General features: G+C 70.5%; 9 protein-coding genes and 2 pseudogenes. 6 read left to right on the forward strand and 5 right to left on the reverse strand.

Annotated elements, in window-relative coordinates:
• The first annotated feature begins 103 nt into the window (after window positions 1-103).
• Window positions 104-610 carry an RCC1 domain-containing protein gene (locus Ari01nite_RS40440; protein ID WP_203788687.1) on the forward strand — a complete coding sequence of 169 codons (507 nt, stop codon included), beginning with the start codon at window positions 104-106 and terminating at the stop codon, window positions 608-610.
• Here the strand turns inward: Ari01nite_RS40440 and Ari01nite_RS40445 are convergent.
• Entirely contained in the window at window positions 558-1,721 is a 1,164-nt protein-coding gene (locus tag Ari01nite_RS40445) for a serine hydrolase domain-containing protein (protein WP_203788689.1), read from the reverse strand. The two genes, Ari01nite_RS40440 and Ari01nite_RS40445, sit on opposite strands and share 53 nt — an antisense overlap.
• Before the next feature lie 80 nt (window positions 1,722-1,801).
• Here Ari01nite_RS40445 and Ari01nite_RS40450 point away from each other — a divergent pair, with 80 nt between their 5' ends.
• Entirely contained in the window at window positions 1,802-2,407 is a 606-nt protein-coding gene (locus tag Ari01nite_RS40450) for a TetR/AcrR family transcriptional regulator (protein WP_203788691.1), read from the forward strand.
• Window positions 2,408-2,687: 280 nt separating this feature from the next.
• Here Ari01nite_RS40450 and Ari01nite_RS40455 read toward each other — a convergent pair whose 3' ends face one another.
• Both Ari01nite_RS40455 and Ari01nite_RS40460 read right to left on the reverse strand, forming a co-directional pair.
• Window positions 2,688-3,482 carry a MerR family transcriptional regulator gene (locus tag Ari01nite_RS40455; protein ID WP_203788693.1) on the reverse strand — a complete coding sequence of 265 codons (795 nt, stop codon included), beginning with the start codon at window positions 3,480-3,482 and terminating at the stop codon, window positions 2,688-2,690.
• Window positions 3,479-4,255 (reverse strand): alpha/beta fold hydrolase, encoded by a 777-nt coding sequence (locus Ari01nite_RS40460; protein ID WP_203788867.1) that lies wholly within the window; start codon window positions 4,253-4,255, stop codon window positions 3,479-3,481. The genes Ari01nite_RS40455 and Ari01nite_RS40460 overlap by 4 nt, the downstream gene beginning before the upstream one ends.
• 483 nt (window positions 4,256-4,738) lie before the next feature.
• Here Ari01nite_RS40460 and Ari01nite_RS40465 point away from each other — a divergent pair.
• A pseudogene (locus Ari01nite_RS40465) lies at window positions 4,739-5,323 on the forward strand (radical SAM protein); the annotation flags it as partial.
• Here the strand turns inward: Ari01nite_RS40465 and Ari01nite_RS40470 are convergent.
• Window positions 5,317-8,577 (reverse strand): NACHT domain-containing protein, encoded by a 3,261-nt coding sequence (locus Ari01nite_RS40470; RefSeq protein WP_203788695.1) that lies wholly within the window; start codon window positions 8,575-8,577, stop codon window positions 5,317-5,319. The pseudogene Ari01nite_RS40465 and the gene Ari01nite_RS40470 sit on opposite strands and share 7 nt — an antisense overlap.
• Window positions 8,578-8,623: 46 nt before the next feature.
• The gene (locus Ari01nite_RS40475; protein ID WP_203788697.1) at window positions 8,624-10,042 is read right to left on the reverse strand and encodes a hypothetical protein; all 1,419 of its coding nucleotides are present in this window, start codon (window positions 10,040-10,042) and stop codon (window positions 8,624-8,626) included.
• Between the two features lie 161 nt (window positions 10,043-10,203).
• On the opposite strand from Ari01nite_RS40475, the gene Ari01nite_RS40480 reads away from it, so the two are divergent.
• The 3 genes and pseudogenes from Ari01nite_RS40480 to Ari01nite_RS40495 all read left to right on the forward strand — a co-directional run bounded on the left by Ari01nite_RS40480 (window position 10,204) and on the right by Ari01nite_RS40495 (window position 15,791).
• The gene (locus tag Ari01nite_RS40480; protein WP_203788699.1) at window positions 10,204-11,700 is read left to right on the forward strand and encodes an FAD-dependent monooxygenase; all 1,497 of its coding nucleotides are present in this window, start codon (window positions 10,204-10,206) and stop codon (window positions 11,698-11,700) included.
• A gap of 10 nt (window positions 11,701-11,710) precedes the next feature.
• Window positions 11,711-14,926: pseudogene (gene fdh / locus Ari01nite_RS40490) on the forward strand (formate dehydrogenase); the annotation flags it as partial.
• 13 nt (window positions 14,927-14,939) lie between these two features.
• The gene (locus Ari01nite_RS40495) at window positions 14,940-15,791 is read left to right on the forward strand and encodes a 4Fe-4S dicluster domain-containing protein (protein WP_203788705.1); all 852 of its coding nucleotides are present in this window, start codon (window positions 14,940-14,942) and stop codon (window positions 15,789-15,791) included.
• Window positions 15,792-15,838 lie beyond the last annotated feature (47 nt).

Here is a 15,838-nt window from a genome sequence, read left to right on the forward strand (position 1 = left end):
CGAGACCAAGTTGACCACCCAGCCCAGGTTCATCTCCTCGCGGAAGCCCAAGATCTGGTAGAAGCCGCTACTCGCGACCGGGTCGGCGGTTGTGATGTCAGGCATGTCGGTGGTGGCCGCGGCGGTGATGCTGACCGTAGTGGTGGTTGCTGAGCCGGTCGTGGCTGAACCGCCGGACGCCCAGATCGTGCAGGTCACCGTCGGCGGGTACCACACGTGTGGGCTGGGCAGCGACGGCACGGCCTACTGCTGGGGGCAGGGATCCTACGGACAGTTGGGTAACGGCAACACCGCGGACCAGCTGACACCGGTGGCGGTGGACGCCCCACCTGGGGTGACCTTCACCCAGCTCACCGCCGGTACCAACCACTCGTGTGGGCTGGGCAGCGACAGCAAAGGCTATTGCTGGGGCCAAGGCGGCGACGGTCAACTGGGAATCGGCGGCGGCCCCACGAGCCAGGGGAGTCCAGTAGTGAAGCGCCCTGCTGCCGTCCGGAGAGTGGTGAGGTGCGTTGCCGTCCGCACCATCGCGCCGGTTCGGAGAAGATCGGGGACCATCAGCGTGCTGGCCATCGCCGGATGCCAGCGGCTGCGTAGACGGCTTCGGTGAGCGCCGTGAATCGGAATTGCGGCTGCCGGCCGGTGTGGCTGAGTTCGCTCCAGTAGTTCGGTGTGTAGCCGAAGGCGAGTTCGTGTTCGGTGTCGGCGAAGGCGAGGGAGCCGCTGGCTCCGGTGTGGCCGAACAGGCCGGCGACGCCGACGCTGGGCCACATGGGTCCGCCGGGGAGCTGAAATCCGAGGCCCCAGTCGGTGCGCATCCGGAGCACCTCGTCGCGTCCGCTGGCTTGCGGTTGGCGGGCGGTGTTCATGAGATCGGCGGAGATGAGCTGGTGCCCGTCGACCGGTCCGATCAGCGCCGCGTAGAGGCGGGCGAGGGCGATGCCCCTGCCGACGCCGCCGGCGGAGCCGTCCTCCACCTCGTAGCGGGTGAGTTCGGCGTGGTCGTTGAAGCCGGCGTCGCTGCCGCCGAAGGTCGCGTGGTAGGAGACCGATCGGCGGTCGAGCACACCGAGCGCGTAGGACAGCCACATCGGGTTGAGCAGTGATCGGAACGCCTGGCTCTGGGAGGGCCCGAGCATGGGTGCGACCCGGTCGTGCTGGTCGACGGGCAGGCCGAGGTGGAGATCGAGTTGGTAAGGGGCGGCGATCTCCTCGGCGAAGAATCGTCCGACGGTACGTCCGGTAACGGCTTTCACGAGCCCGCTGAGGATGTAGCCATAGGTGACTGCGTGGTATCCGTGCCGGTTGCCGGGGTTCCACCACAGCCGTTGCCGCTCGATCCGGCGCAGCACCGTGTCCAGCGCGACCGCATCGTCATTGCTCACCGACCGGTCCAGGGCGGCGAGGCCGGAACGATGCGCGAGCACCAGGTGCACCGGGATCTCGGCCTTGTCCGCCTGCCCGAAGTCAGGCCAGTACTCAGCGATGGGCCGTTCCAGGTCGATGACGCCACGCTCGATCAGCAGCAACACAGCCGCGGTCACCAGCGACTTGCTGATCGAGGCGATCGGCGTCACCGTGTCCCGCTCCCAGAGCCGGGTCCGTTCGCGGTCGACGTGACCGCCCCAGATCTCCACCACCGGCCGGCCACCCCGATAGACGCCCAGCGACGCACCGATATCCCGCCCCGACCGCAGGAAGTCGGCGAAGAGATCCCCCACCGGCCCGAAGCCATCCTCACAATGTCCACGCACCAAACTATTGATAGTCACTATCAAAAGATAGCAGGTAGCATAGACGTATGGAAACAAGAGACCACCGCGACCCGACGGTGCAGAAAGATGGACTGCGGGCCCGCAAACGACGAGAGGCCGAGCGCCGCATCCAGACCGCCGCACTCGACCTGTTCGAGCGGTATGGATTCGACGCCGTCACCGTCGAGCAGGTCGCGGCCGAGGCCGACGTCTCAGTCATAACGGTCTATCGGTACTTCGCCACGAAGGAGAACCTGGTCCTGCAGGACCCCTCGGAGGGCGAGCTGACCGACGCCATCATCGCGGCGATCCGCACCGGCTACGACATCCCCGCGGCGGTCGAACACGTCCTCGAGCTGCTGCCCGCAGAGCGCGCGGAAGACACCGAGCGGGACGTCCGGGTTCGCATCCGCCTCGCCAACGAGATCCCGGCGATCGCAGGCGCAGCACATATCCGCGCCCGCGCCCGCGCAAAGCAACTCGTCGAGGCGCTCCCCGCCGGGCGAGCGGACAGACTGGACGCACGGGTACAAGCCCTCGCGACCCTGGCCGCACTCGAAGCTGCCACCGACCACTGGAACGACGCCCCGAATGCGGGCACCTTGCGCGACGTCTCTTTAGCCGCGGTACGAACGCTGCGCACGGCGCGGTAAAGCCAGAACTCCTCCGCCGGACGCCCACGGCATCGCACGTGCTGGTCCGGGTGCACACATCAGGTTGTCGGTCGCAGCCTCGGCCCGCAGGTGGATGATGCGGGCCCGGCGCGCGGTCCGGGCGGCGACGTTGATGATCCGGGTCCGGATGGTCGCTTGGCGGGCGACCGACCCGGCGCCTGCGGCGGGATGACCGGCGGCGCGGTGAGGTTGTGAGCGATCGCGGCGCAGGTAAGCCAGGCGTCGTTCGCGCTACGCGGTGGAAGCCAAGGATGCGATTTCAGAGTTCAGTCAAGGGAGTCTGGTCCGCGATGTCGATGCCGGCCGAGCGCAGACGCGTCTCGATCAACGCGGTCAGCCGGGTCCAGGCCGGCTTCTGCTCGTGTCCGTGGTGAGTGAGCAGGCTGTACCGGCTCGCACTGTCGGTGCGGGCCCGGAGTCCGGCCGGGACGGGCAGCAGTGCCGGATGGGCGAGGAAGTGGTCGGCGATGGCCGTGGCGAGTTCGTCGATGCGGGGGTCGTCCGGCTCCCACTCGGCTGCCCGCCACATGCGCTTGATCAAGGACCCGTACCGAGGGTCGTCGAGGGCGCGCTCGATCCGGGAGAGGTAGTCGTCGAAGCCCTCCGGCACCAGGGCTTTGATCAGCACCAGGCCCTCCCGGGCCGTCGCCACGTCGTCCGGGGTCAAGCCGAGATCGGCGGCCCTGTCCAGGAGGGCGAGAGCGCGATCGGGCAGCAGGGCCCGGTCGCCGGTGGCGAGCCGACGCAGCGTCCCACGCCGCGCAAGCAGATCGTCGATCCGGTCGGTGAGGCGCCGTTCAACGTCAACGAGTGCGTCGGCGAACCGGCCAGGATCGGCGTCGAGCATCGCCCCGATCTCGGCCAGCGGTACGCCGGCGGCGGCCAGCGTCCGGATCTGGACCAGCCGCAGCAGGTCGGCCGATCCGTAGCGCCGGTAGCCGGAGCTGTCGCGGCGGGGTTCGTCGATCAGCGTGTGCTGGTGGTAGTGCCGGATGGCTTTCACCGTGACACCGGCGAATGCCGCCGCCTGGCCGATCGTGACGCCGTCCGTCATCCGCTCTGCCGGCCCCGTGCTCGTGGCGTGCCGGCGAGCTCGCGAACCGCGTCCGCGACCGCGCGGAAGTCCTTGCGCACGATCTTGCTGTGGTTACTGGCAACCTTCGCACTCACCGTGATGTTCGGGTTGCGGACGAGCACCGGGTCGAGGGTGGCGCGCGCGCTTTCCATTTCATCATGGCCGCCCCCGAGGTTGGCGCCCGTGGCGACGACGTACCGGACCGGGACGGTCACACCGTCCAGGATCGGGCCGAGAGCGGCGCTGATCTCGATGAGCTCGATGTTGCTCTGGGCATGCTGCTCGGCGGACATCTTCGCGGCCATGCCCAGCCTGGAGAGCAATGGCAGCAGCCAGCGCATCCGGCGCCAGAACTGCCGGACCCGTTCCGGAGGAGCGTCGGGGTAGTCGTGCGGGTAAGCGCCGTCCACGGGCACCACCCCCAGGGCGCGGTCCGGATTCCGGCCGGCCCAGTGCACCGCGACCGCCGCGCCGTAGGACCAGCCGACCGCAATCGCCCGGTCCACACCCCTGGCCGCAAGGATGCTGCCGACGTCACGGACATGCGTCTCGAATGAAGCGGCCGCGGCCGAACGCCTCGATCGGCCGCGGGCCCGCATGTCATAGGTGATGTGCCGGTACTCGCCACCGAGCTCAGCGATGACCCGCCGCCAGTACGCCTGACTGGCGAACTGGCCATTGAGGTAGATCACGCAAGGACCGGGCCCACCGGTGTCGGTCACGGCCAGCGCAGTGTCGTCGACCGGCACCATGCCGGTCCAGGCGGAGTTGAAGTTGCTCACCCGTTCAGCGTGCACCCTGACCCAGGGTCAAGGTCAAACCCAGGCGCAGGCATCGCGCACATTCGCCGAGGGGGCATGCGACCAAGCGCCTGACGTCGCCTGAACGCGCCCGTACGCGCGATCAACTTACTGGGCGGTCATCCTCGCTGACAGTCCTGCGAGATCACCCGCTGACAACGACGTGAGAGATCGATGACAACGAGGCGCGACCTCCCACCACGTTCGTGATCAGCGACATCGAGATCCCTGGACTGACCGACTTCATCGACCACACCGCGAAAACCCTTGTAGCCAGTACAAGGGGTCGCAGGTTCAAATCCTGAGCCCGACAAAAGTGGCCCGTGCCTGCGGAAGCGTAGGCGTGCCCGCGGGCTGCGTGACGTCCGCTTCATCACCCCGACCGCGCTGAGCTACGGGAGCCAGACGGAGTAGCCCAACCTCGACGCCGTCGAAGAACTGCTCGCCACCTGCCGCGAGGGCATCGGCCCGAACGGCCGCGTCTTCTTCGGCAGCTTCCCCAGCGAGATCCGCCCCGAGCACGTCTCCCGGGAGGCTCTTCGCCTGGTCAGGAAGTACTGCGACAACAACAACATCATCGTGGGCGCCCAGTCCGGGTCCGATCGCGTCCTCGATGCCGCCAAGCGGGGCCACGGCGCCGAGGAGGTCAAGCGCGCGGCCCGGCTCGGTATCGAGCAGGGGTTCCGGATCAACGTCGACATGATCTTCGGCATGCCCGGTGAGGACCGAGGTGACGTGGACGCGTCGCTGGGGCTGGCACGCGAGCTGGCCGACCTGGGTGCCCGCATCCACGCGCACACCTTCATGCCGCTACCGGGCACGCCGTGGCGCGACGCGCCGCCGGGCGACGTCGACCCGGAGACGATCCGCGAGGTGGACCGGCTGTCGCTGCGGGGAGCGCTGTACGGGCACTGGCAGAAGCAGCGCGACCACGCGGTCCGGCTGGCCGCCGCGGCCGAGGCGTATCCACGGCACGGCCGCAGCCGCACGATCCTGCCCACCCTGCCGAGCGGTCAGTAGTCCAGCTGGTACCACTGGTCGTAGTCGCCGGGATCGACCGCGGACTCGGCGTCCTCGTCGGTGGTCACCTCGACGCCGCGGCGGTGCAGTGCCGCGATGTAACTGTCGGCGTCGGGGCCCAGATGCTTCCGGAGATCCACGCGGACCCGGCGGAGCTCCGGCAGGCTTTCCAGGGTGGCCAGGTCGGGGATGTCGCTCGTGTTCACGATCGTGAGCTCGCGCAGCCGGGGAGCGCCGCGCAGGAACGCCAGCCGGCCGGCGCCGCAACTCTCCAACGTCAGCGTCTCGAGGGCGGACAGCTCTCCGAGAAACCTGAAGTCGTCGAGATGGTCCAGGTTGCGCACCTGCAGGGTGCGCAGGCCGCGGAGCGTGCCGACCCACTCCAGGCTCTCCAGGTTGGGGCAGCCGACGATCGACACAGCGCGCAGCGGCAGGCCGGCGAGTCCTTCCAACCGCCGCAGGCCGGGGCAGCGGGCCAGCTTCAGGGCGGCCAGCGGGGACTGGACGCCGAGCTGGCCGAACGAGTGGAAATGCGAGCTGACCGCGGACAGTTCGAGGCGCTGCAGGTGAGCCAGGCCCTGCAGAAGGTTGCCGGGGTCGACGATCTCGCCCTCGACGGCCAGCGCGCGCAGCTCGGTCAGGCGCCGGAAGAACGTCCGGGGGATCACCAGGCCGCACTCCCGCAGGGCCAGGTGACGCAGCTTGCGGCAGACGGAGATCGTCTCGAAGTCGCGCAGGCTGGTGCACTGCTCGAGGACGAGCCCGGTCAGGCCGGCCGCCCGGGCCAGGAAACCGAGCGGGAGCCCGTCCCGGTTCGCTCGCAGGGTGAGTGACTCCAGCCGGGGCAGTTCGGCCAGCCCTTCGGCGGGGACCGCACCGGTGAACTCGCACCGCACCGCGCCGAGGTCGCCGATGTGCCGCACGCCGGGCAGCAGCAGGGGGTCTTGGATCGTGATCCGCCAGCCGTCCGGGTTGGGCCCGAACGCCTCGCGGGCGAACTCCGACGGGTCGAAGTAGGACCAGGCGGCCAGGCGTTCCCGGTGCACCGCCGCGCGCCGGTCGGCGCGGAAGGTGGCGATCAGGCGCAGCGCCGCCGGACCGCCGACCAGCGCGGCCGTGTTCAGGGTCGCCGCCGCCGCGGCGGGCGGGAGGTCCCGGGAGCCGTCCGGGAGAATTGGCAGGATCTCCTCGCCCAGGCCGGCCAGGACACGAGCCGCGCCGGGAGTCGTGGGTGGCACGAGCTCACCCAGGTTGTGCAGGATCCGGCCGGCCACCTCGCGGGAGATGCGCGAGGTGACCTCGGAGCAGCTGACCGCGAGCAGGCGCAGCCGGGCCCGCCGCGCCCGGGTCAGGCGGGGGCGCCCGGCCAGGTCGAGCAGCCTGGTGATCAGGCGTTCCGCCTCGTGCTGCCGGGCGCAGCCGGCGGCCATCACGATGACCTCGTGGTAGTCGTCGCGCTCGGCGTAGCGGAACAGGCTGTCGATGGCGTCCTGCTCGACGAGCCGGACCGCGGCCAGATATTCCTGGAACGTCTTGTGGATGAAGTCGATCCGGCCGGGCACCGGTTCGCGCAGCACGCCGGACCGGGTCATCAGGTAGGCGTACACCTCATCGGTGTTGACCTTGAGTTGCGGCATGCTGTCGAGGATCGCGGTGAGCTTGGACCGCAGGCGGCCCGACCCGACGTCGGTCCAGCCGTTCAGCGTGAACCAGTACGCGAGGTCCTGGAGGATGGCCAGGCGGTGGTCGTACTCGAGAGCGATGTCGACTCGCGGCGACAGTTGCCGTTCGTGGTCGCGGCGGCGCAGCAGCATCTCCAGGGCAGCCCGGTAGATCTCGATCCGCCGCTGCGGCAACTGGGTGCGGCGGTCCCAGTTGAGCGCGCAGAGCAAGGCACAGAGCAGCGGGTTGGTGGCCATCATCCGCAGCGGCCGGCTCCGATCGATCGCCGCGATCATCGCGTACCGGAATGCGGTGATCTCCTCGGCGGTCTTCTGCCCGCTCAGCTCGAGCGCGATCGCGGCATGCCAATGCCGCACGAAGGCGATGATGTGCGGGCGGGACATCGGCTGCAGGTCGGACGGGGCGAAGTCCAGGCCGGCGAGCCAGTCCGCGGGGGTGGCGGCCGGCCGGGAGGTGACGACCATACGCGCCTGCGGATAGTCGTGCGCCAGGTCGGCGATCCAGGCGTGCAGCTCCGGGCGGCGGTCGGCCGGGAACTCGTCGACGCCGTCGATCAGCAGCACGGCACGGCCGGTGCGCAGCAGCTCGTGCACCCAGGGGCCGGACAGGCGCTCGATCAGCGAGCGGGACAGGCCGGACAGATACTCGCTGGGGCCGGGCAGGTCCCGTTCGGCGAATCGTCGCAGTTCCACCATGATCGGCAGGGTGCGGTTCCAGGCGGCGAGCGCGCCATCGTGCTCGCCGCGCGCGCATTTGAGGGCCAGCCAGCGCAGCAGGGTCGTCTTGCCGGAGCCGGCGTCGCCACGGATGTAGACGTGTCGCTGCTCCGCCACGGATTTCCCCGACAAAGGCAGGCCGAGGTACGCGACGTCGAGCGGGTAGCGGCGGGTCGGGCCGGCCACGGTGACGCCGAACAGTTCCACCCGGTCGAACTTGCGGATGATCTCGCGCCGGTAGTCGATCTCGAGCTCGGCCGGGGTGTCGCCGCCGGCCAGCGCCGCGTGCCGGGGCATCTGCTCCAGCACCTGGCGCAGCAGCCCGATGATGTCGTTGTCGCGGGCCAGCAGCTCACGCAGGCTGCGCTGGTGGAAGCTGGGCAGGGTGACCACGACCTCGGTGAGGTGCGCGACGGCCTCGCGGATCAGTCGGTGGAAGAAGGCGGTGCCGGCCTCGCTCAGCGCCAGCCTGGCCAGCACCTCACCGGCCGCGGGCGCGGTGAGCCGGACGAGCGCGGCCTCGTCCAGGTTGGTCTCGAAGAGCACCTCGTCGGTGAACTCGGTGGCCTCCAGCGCGTCGGCGACGCCCTCGAGGACCAGGTTGCGTTCGGCCGTCGGCATCGCGGCCAGTTCAGCCTCGGCGATCGGGGCCAGCCGGTCCGCGATGGTCTCGGCGAGCTGCTCCAGCTGCCGGTGCAGACGCCGCTGCGGGAGCAGGCCGAGCCCGCGGGCGCCGGCCAGCTCGACCAGGGTCATCCGGCGCTCGGCCCGGGAGCGGCGGCCGGCGACCAGGGCCTTGCCGCCGACGGTGGCGATCGTGCTGGCCACCCGCAGCAGGAGCGTCTCGACCGCCATCGTCAACTCCGTACGCCGTTGTCGAGGGATACCGGGTTCGTACAGGTCAGGTGAACGCGCGCAGGTCGTTCCAGTGGTCGCCGGCGTGGCGGCGCAGCAGGTCGCGGGTGCGGGAGAGCAGCGGCTCGTCGAGACCGGTCAGGAGGCTGATCGGGCGGCGGGGCGGTAGCCGGGTGGCCAGGTCGCGGAGCAGCGCGACGGTGCGGTCGGGGTCGGTGTGCAGCATCGCCTGGGTGATGCCGCCGACCGGGGCCAGTTCGGCGTCGATGACGCGGTCCTCCCAGGCCAGCCGGATGTAGCCGGCCCGGGCCAGCCAGTTGCGCAGCAGCTCGACGGTGGCGCGGGGGCGCTGGAGGAACAGTTCGAGCAGCAGTCCGGCGATGTCCAGCGCCTCGTCGGTCTCACCGACGATCACGGTGAGGTCGGGGATGCTGCGCTCCAGCATGGCCGCGGCCAGTGCGACGGCCTCGGCGGGGCGCTCCCGGTACAGCTGGCAGAGCAGCGCGTTCAGCTGCCGGCGGTCCATCGTGGCGTCCCACATGCAGCGCTGGAACAACCGGGCGGTCAGGGCCGGCGCGGCCGCGGTGAGCAGGGCCAGGTTGGGCTCGCCGGTGCGGCCGTGGCGCAGCCGGCCGCCGTCGTACGCGATCACGTCGGTGAGCATCGCGGTGGCGATCTGGCCGGCCGCCTTGCCGATCAGCTGGAGCAGGTCGGCGCCGACCCGGCGGTGGCGCGGGTTGCCGAGCAGCTCCTCAAGCACGTCGCAGGTGGCGTGGAAGGCCGTGGCGCTGTCCACTTTCGTCAACCAGTCCGGGCCGCGTTCCGAGCCGGTGAACGCCTGCACCAGGACGTCGGCGAGCTCCTCCTGGCGGCGGTCGCGATAGATCTCGACGACGAAGTACGCGGTGTCGGCCACGGCGTTGCGGCGGCGCATCTCGGCGTCGCGGCGGGCGTCCGGGTCGTTCCGTCGCCGGTGCACCGCGTCGCGCGCGGCGTGACACCCGTACAGCGCCGGAATTACCAGGTCCTGACCCCGGAATCCGTGCTCGTCGTGCAGGATGCGGGCCAGCTCGAGCACGGCGAACGGGCGCAACCGGGCGGTGCTGAGGAGCAGCTCGTGGCCCTTGTGCCGGCCCTTCCCGGCGACGTAGGCGATCACCTCGGCGGCGCGGTGCCGGTCGTTGTCGGCCACCATCGCGACGGCCGGCGCGGTGCCGTCCGGGTCGTCCGGCGCGATGTCGAACAACAGCTTGGTGGGGTCGATGCCGGATTTCACGGCGGCGTCGAGCAGCCTGATCACCGGGGGTGCGGTGCGCCAGTCGTGCTCGGTGTGCCACGAGGAGAAGCCCTGATCGGGCGCGGGCGGCGTCAGAACCACGCGGTCCGGCTCCGCCGGCACCGGCAGATTGCCCTCGCGCGCGCTCCGGGCCGCCGCCTCGTCGCTGTGCGGCTGAGACCCGGGCACGTCCACACGTCGATTCGACTGGATCGTGGCCGAACCGTCAAGACTGGTGAAGCCGCCGTGACAACCGTCTGCCAACATGTGTTGGCCAACAGCTGTTGACATCGACCGCGCCGGGTGGTTTCGTGGAAGTCAACAAGTGTTGGCAAAAGACGGAGGGCGTCATGTCTGAGGTGATCGTGGTCGGGGCCGGACCTACGGGTCTGCTGCTTGCGGGCGACCTGGCGGAGGCCGGGGTGGCCGTGACCGTGCTGGAGCGGCGGGACGGGAGTGTCTCGAACCTGTCGCGGGCGTTCGGGGTGCATGCGCGCACGCTTGAGCAACTCGAGGCGCGCGGGCTGGCCGGGCGGCTCGTCGGGACCGGGGCTCAGGTGCAGCGGCTGCGGCTGTTCGGGAAAGTCGAGGTCCGGCTCGACGGGCTGCCGAGCCGTTTCCCGTATCTGCTGGTCACGCCGCAGTACCACGTGGAGAACCTGCTGCTGGAGCGGGCGCGGGCGGCGGGCGTCACGTTCGTGCACGGCGCCGAGGTGACCGGCCTGGAGCAGGACGGCGACGGAGTGACGGTGGTGACCTCGGCGGGCCGCTACCGGGCCGCGTACCTGGTCGGCGCCGACGGCTATCGCAGCGCCGTGCGGCAGGCCGTCGGCCAGCCGTTCCCGGGCAAGTCGGTGCTGAAGTCGATCATGTTGGCCGACGTGCGGGTCACCGAGCCGCCGGCCGAGACCCTGGCGGTCAACGGGGTGGGTGACGCGTTCGCGTTCGTGGCGCCGTTCGGCGACGGGTACTACCGGGTCTTCGTGTGGGACCGGCGGAACATCGTGGCCGACGACGAACCGCTCGGCCTCGACGAGGTGCGTGCGGTCACCCGCCGCGCGCTGGGCACGGATTTTGGGATGTACGAGGCGCGCTGGCTGTCCCGGTTCCACAGCGACGAGCGGCAGGTGCCGTCGTACCGGGTGGGCCGGGTGTTCCTGGCCGGCGACGCCGCGCACGTGCACTCGCCGGCCGGCGGGCAGGGCATGAACACCGGGCTCCAGGACGCCGCGAACCTCAGCTGGAAGCTGGCCGCGGTGCTGCGCGGGGCCCCGGTGGACCTGCTCGACACCTACCAGGCCGAGCGCCACCCGGTCGGCCGCACGGTCCTGCGCACCAGCGGCGCCCTGATCCGGCTCGCGATGATCAAGCCGGCCGTGGGACGGTTGCTCCGCGGGCTGGTGGCCCGCACGGCGCTCTCGGTGCCGGCCGTCCGGCGGCGGTTCCTCGGACGGCTCACCGGGACCGGGTTCGAATACCCGGCCGCCCGGGGTGAGCACCCGCTGGTCGGGCGCCGGATCGACGTTCCGGTCCGGGACGGGCGTTTTGTCCTGCTGGGTGCGGCCGATCTGACCGGCTTCCAGGACCGGGTGGTGGCGCACGCCGGGCGGGATGCCGCCGGGCCGTCGCTGGTCCTGGTTCGCCCGGACGGGTACGTGGGCTGGGCCGGCGACGACCCGGCGGAGCTGCGGAAGGCGCTGGCGAGGCTGGCGGGACCGGCTCCCGTCGCGGCCGGCGAACCGGTAGCGGCCGGCGGAGCGGTAGCGGCCGGCGGAGCGGGAGCGGGAGCGGGAGCGGCCGGCGAACCGGTAGCCGCCCGCGGTGCGGCCGTGCGGACCGTGGGCTAGGGTCGGATTCGTGGGCGTCCGGACCTGGATCGAGGGCTGGCCGGTATACCGGCAGCTGACCGGGACCGACCCGCTGGGTCGCGGCGCGGCCGCCCAGTCCACCCGCTCCCGCGAGCTGTCGGCCCGCACCGAGGACGCCGACGTGGTGGCCCGCTCGGTCTGCCCGTACTGCGCGGTCGGCTGCGGGCAGCGGGTCTACGCCAAGGACGGCCGGGTCGTCCAGATCGAGGGTGACCCGGACAGTCCGATCTCGCGCGGGCGGCTCTGCCCCAAGGGTTCGGCGAGCAAGAGCCTGGTGACCAGTGACCGGCGGCAGCGTGAGGTGCTCTACCGGCCCGCGTACGGGACCGAATGGGAACGCCTCGATCTCGACACCGCGCTCGACATGATCTCCGACCGGGTGCTCGCCGCCCGGGACGCCTCCTGGGAGGACGACGACGCCGACGGCCGGCCGCTCAACCGGACGCTGGGCATCTCGAGCCTCGGCGGGGCGACGCTGGACAACGAAGAGAACTACCTGATCAAAAAGTTGTTCACGGCGCTCGGGGCGATCCAGATCGAGAACCAGGCGCGTATTTGACACTCCGCCACCGTTCCCGGTCTGGGGACCAGCTTCGGCCGTGGCGGGGCCACCAGTTTCCTCCAGGATCTGGCTAACGCGGACTGCATCGTCATCCAGGGTTCCAACATGGCCGAGGCGCACCCGGTCGGGTTCCAGTGGGTGGTCGAGGCCAAGAACCGGGGCGCGAAGGTCATCCACGTCGACCCGCGGTTCACCCGGACCAGCGCGCTCGCGCACACCTACCTGCCGGTGCGCGCCGGTGCCGACATCGCGTTCCTCGGCGGGGTGGTCAACTACATCCTCTCCAACGAGCTGGACTTCCGGGAGTACGTGCTCGCGTACACCAACGCGTCCATGCTGGTCAGCGAGGACTTCCGGGACACCGAGGACCTGGACGGGCTGTTCTCCGGCTACGACCCGGAGACGCAGACCTACGACCAGAGCAGTTGGATGTACGCGGGTCAGGAGCACGAGGGCGCCGAGGAGGAGGAGTCGCAGGTCGGCCGGGAGACCGCCGGTGGACTTCAGCACGAGTCGCACGGCCCGCCGGTGCCCGCCGACGTGCCCCGCGACCTGACCCTGCAGGACCCGCGCTGCGTCTACCAGATCCTCAAGCGCCACTACGCCCGGTACACGCCCGAGGTCGTCGAGCGGCTGTGCGGCGTACCGCGTCACAAGTTTTTGGAAGTCTGTGAAGCCTGGACCGCCAACTCGGGCCGGGAGCGGACGACCGCGCTGGTCTATTCGGTCGGGTGGACGCAGCACAGCGTCGGCGTGCAGTACATCCGCACCGGCGCGATCATCCAACTGCTGCTGGGCAACATGGGCCGGCCCGGCGGTGGTGTGCTGGCGCTGCGCGGGCACGCCAGCATCCAGGGCTCGACCGACATCCCGACCCTTTTCAACCTGCTGCCGGGCTATCTGCCGATGCCGCACCACGAGCGGCACTCGACGTTCTCCGACTGGGTGGAGGACATCCGGCACCCGGGTCAGAAGGGCTTCTGGGCGAACGCCGAGGCGTACGCGGTCAGCCTTTTGAAGTCGTATTTCGGGGCGAACGCGACGCCGGAGAACGACTGGGGATTCGGCTGGCTGCCCCGGCTGACCGGCGACCACGGCACCTACCGGCAGGTCTTCGACATGATCGACGGGAAGATCAAGGGCTACTTCCTGCTTGGCCAGAACCCGGCGGTCGGCTCGGCGCACGGGCGCGCGCAGCGGCTCGGCATGGCCAACCTGGACTGGCTCGTGGTGCGCGACCTCTACCTGATCGAGAGCGCCACGTTCTGGCAGAACGGGCCCGAGGTGGAGACCGGCGAGATCGTCCCGCAGCGGTGCAAGACCGAGGTGTTCTTCCTGCCGGCCGCCTCGCACGTGGAGAAGGAGGGCACGTTCACCCAGACCCAGCGCCTGCTGCAGTGGCGCGAGAAGGCGGTCGAGCCGCCCGGCGACTGCCGCAGCGAGCTGTGGTTCTTCTACCACCTGGGGCGGCGCCTGCGGGAGAAGCTGGCCGGCTCCGACCGCGGGCGCGACCAGGCTCTGCTCAACCTGACCTGGGACTATGAGCTGGGTGGTGGGCGCGGCGACGAACCGAGCGGCGAGGACGTGCTCAAGGAGATCAACGGGTACGACCTGGCGAGCGGGCGCCTGTTGTCGACGTTCGCGGAGATGAAGGCGGACGGCTCCACATCGGGCGGCTGCTGGATCTACTGCGGCGTTTTCAAGGACGGCGTCAACCAGGCGGCGCGCCGCAAGCCGGGCAGTGAGCAGAACTGGGTGGCGCCCGAGTGGGGCTGGGCCTGGCCGGCGAACCGGCGCACGCTCTACAACCGGGCGTCCGCCGACCCGGACGGTGTGCCGTGGTCGGAGCGCAAGAAGTACGTCTACTGGGATCCCGAGGCGGGCGAGTGGACCGGGCCGGACGTGCCCGACTTCGAGAAGACGAAGCCGCCGTCGTACCGGCCGCCGCCGGGCGCGTCCGGGGTGGCGGCCATCTCCGGCGACGACCCGTTCATCATGCAGGGCGACGGTAAGGGCTGGCTGTACGTGCCGAGCGGCCTGATCGACGGACCGCTGCCGACGCACTACGAGCCGGCCGAGTCGGCGGTGCGCAACCCGCTCTACGGCCAGCAGGCCAACCCCACCCGCAAGGTGTACGACCGGCCGGACAACCCGATCAACCCGAGCCCGCCGGAGCTGCACGCCGAGGTTTTCCCGTACGTCTTCAGCACCAGCCGGCTCACCGAGCACCACACCGCCGGCGGGATGAGCCGGCAGCTCGCGTACCTCTCCGAACTTCAGCCGGAGATGTTCGTCGAGGTGTCGCCGCAGCTGGCGGCCGAGCGCGGGCTGGAACACCTGGGCTGGGCGCACGTGATCACCGCGCGCGCCGCGATCGAGGCCCGGGTGCTGGTCACCGAGCGGCTCACCCCGCTGCGGATCGAGGGGCGCATCGTGCACCAGCTCTGGCTCCCGTACCACTTCGGCAGTGCGGGCCTGGTGACCGGCGACGCGGCGAACGACCTGATCGGCATCGTCCTGGATCCGAACGTGCTGATCCAGGAGAGCAAGGTCGGCACCTGCGACATCCAGCCCGGTCGCCGGCCGACGGGCAGGTCACTTCTGGCGTACGTTGCGGAGTACCGGCACCGGGCCGGGCTCACCGGGGAGGGCGGCCATGGGTAGCTTCTTCGGCCCGATCGACCCGGCCGTCGACGCCGGGCACGTGGACGCGCCGCCGCGGATGGGGTTCTTCACCGACACCTCGGTCTGCATCGGCTGCAAGGCGTGCGAGGTGGCCTGCAAGGAGTGGAACCTGATCCCGGACGACGGGTTCAACCTGCTCGGGCAGTCCTACGACAACACCGGTGGCCTCACCGCGAATTCGTGGCGGGCGGTGGCCTTCGTGGAGCAGCCCGGGGTCGACGCGCTGGCCATGGCCGGTGCGCCGCAGGCCCGGCCGGACTTCCGCTGGCTGATGATGTCGAACGTCTGCAAGCACTGCACGCACGCCGGCTGCCTGGACGTGTGCCCGACCGGATCGCTGTTCCGGACCGAGTTCGGCACGGTGGTGGTGCAGGAGGACATCTGCAACGGCTGCGGCTACTGCGTTCCGGCATGCCCGTACGGCGTGATCGACCGGCGCGAGGAGGACGGGCGGGCGTGGAAGTGCACGCTCTGCTACGACCGGATCGGCGACGGCCTGACCCCGGCGTGCGCGCAGGCCTGCCCGACCGAGTCCATCCAGTACGGTGAGCTGGGCGAACTCCGCGAGCGGGCGGCGCGGCGGGTGGCCACGCTGCACGAGCACGGCGTCGAAGAGGCCAGGTTGTACGGCCACAGCGAGGACGACGGCGTGGGCGGCGACGGCGCGTTCTTCCTGCTGCTGGACGAGCCCGAGGTGTACGGTCTGCCGCCCGACCCCGTCGTCACCACGAAGGATCTGCCGGACATGTGGAAGAAGGCCGGACTGGCCGCACTCACCATGGCGGCCTCGGTGGTCGTCGCTTTCCTGGGGCGGCGCCCATGAACGAGCGGAGCGAGCGAATTAACAGGCTCAGTGTCCTGGCTCTTGGC

Origin of the sequence: Paractinoplanes rishiriensis (assembly GCF_016862375.1) — a bacterium.
In the GTDB taxonomy this organism is placed as follows: Bacteria; Actinomycetota; Actinomycetes; order Mycobacteriales; family Micromonosporaceae; genus Actinoplanes; species Actinoplanes rishiriensis.

Excerpts from the sequence above, each read along its gene's own strand:
- Ari01nite_RS40480 (WP_203788699.1), top strand. The coding sequence starts at position 10,204 with ATGTCTGAGGTGATCGTGGTCGGGGCCGGACCTACGGGTCTGCTGCTT.
- Ari01nite_RS40455 (WP_203788693.1), bottom strand. The coding sequence starts at position 3,482 with ATGACGGACGGCGTCACGATCGGCCAGGCGGCGGCATTCGCCGGTGTC.
- Ari01nite_RS40460 (WP_203788867.1), bottom strand. The coding sequence starts at position 4,255 with ATGGTGCCGGTCGACGACACTGCGCTGGCCGTGACCGACACCGGTGGG.
- Ari01nite_RS40470 (WP_203788695.1), bottom strand. The coding sequence starts at position 8,577 with ATGGCGGTCGAGACGCTCCTGCTGCGGGTGGCCAGCACGATCGCCACC.
- Ari01nite_RS40440 (WP_203788687.1), top strand. The coding sequence starts at position 104 with ATGTCGGTGGTGGCCGCGGCGGTGATGCTGACCGTAGTGGTGGTTGCT.
- Ari01nite_RS40450 (WP_203788691.1), top strand. The coding sequence starts at position 1,802 with ATGGAAACAAGAGACCACCGCGACCCGACGGTGCAGAAAGATGGACTG.
- Ari01nite_RS40495 (WP_203788705.1), top strand. The coding sequence starts at position 14,940 with ATGGGTAGCTTCTTCGGCCCGATCGACCCGGCCGTCGACGCCGGGCAC.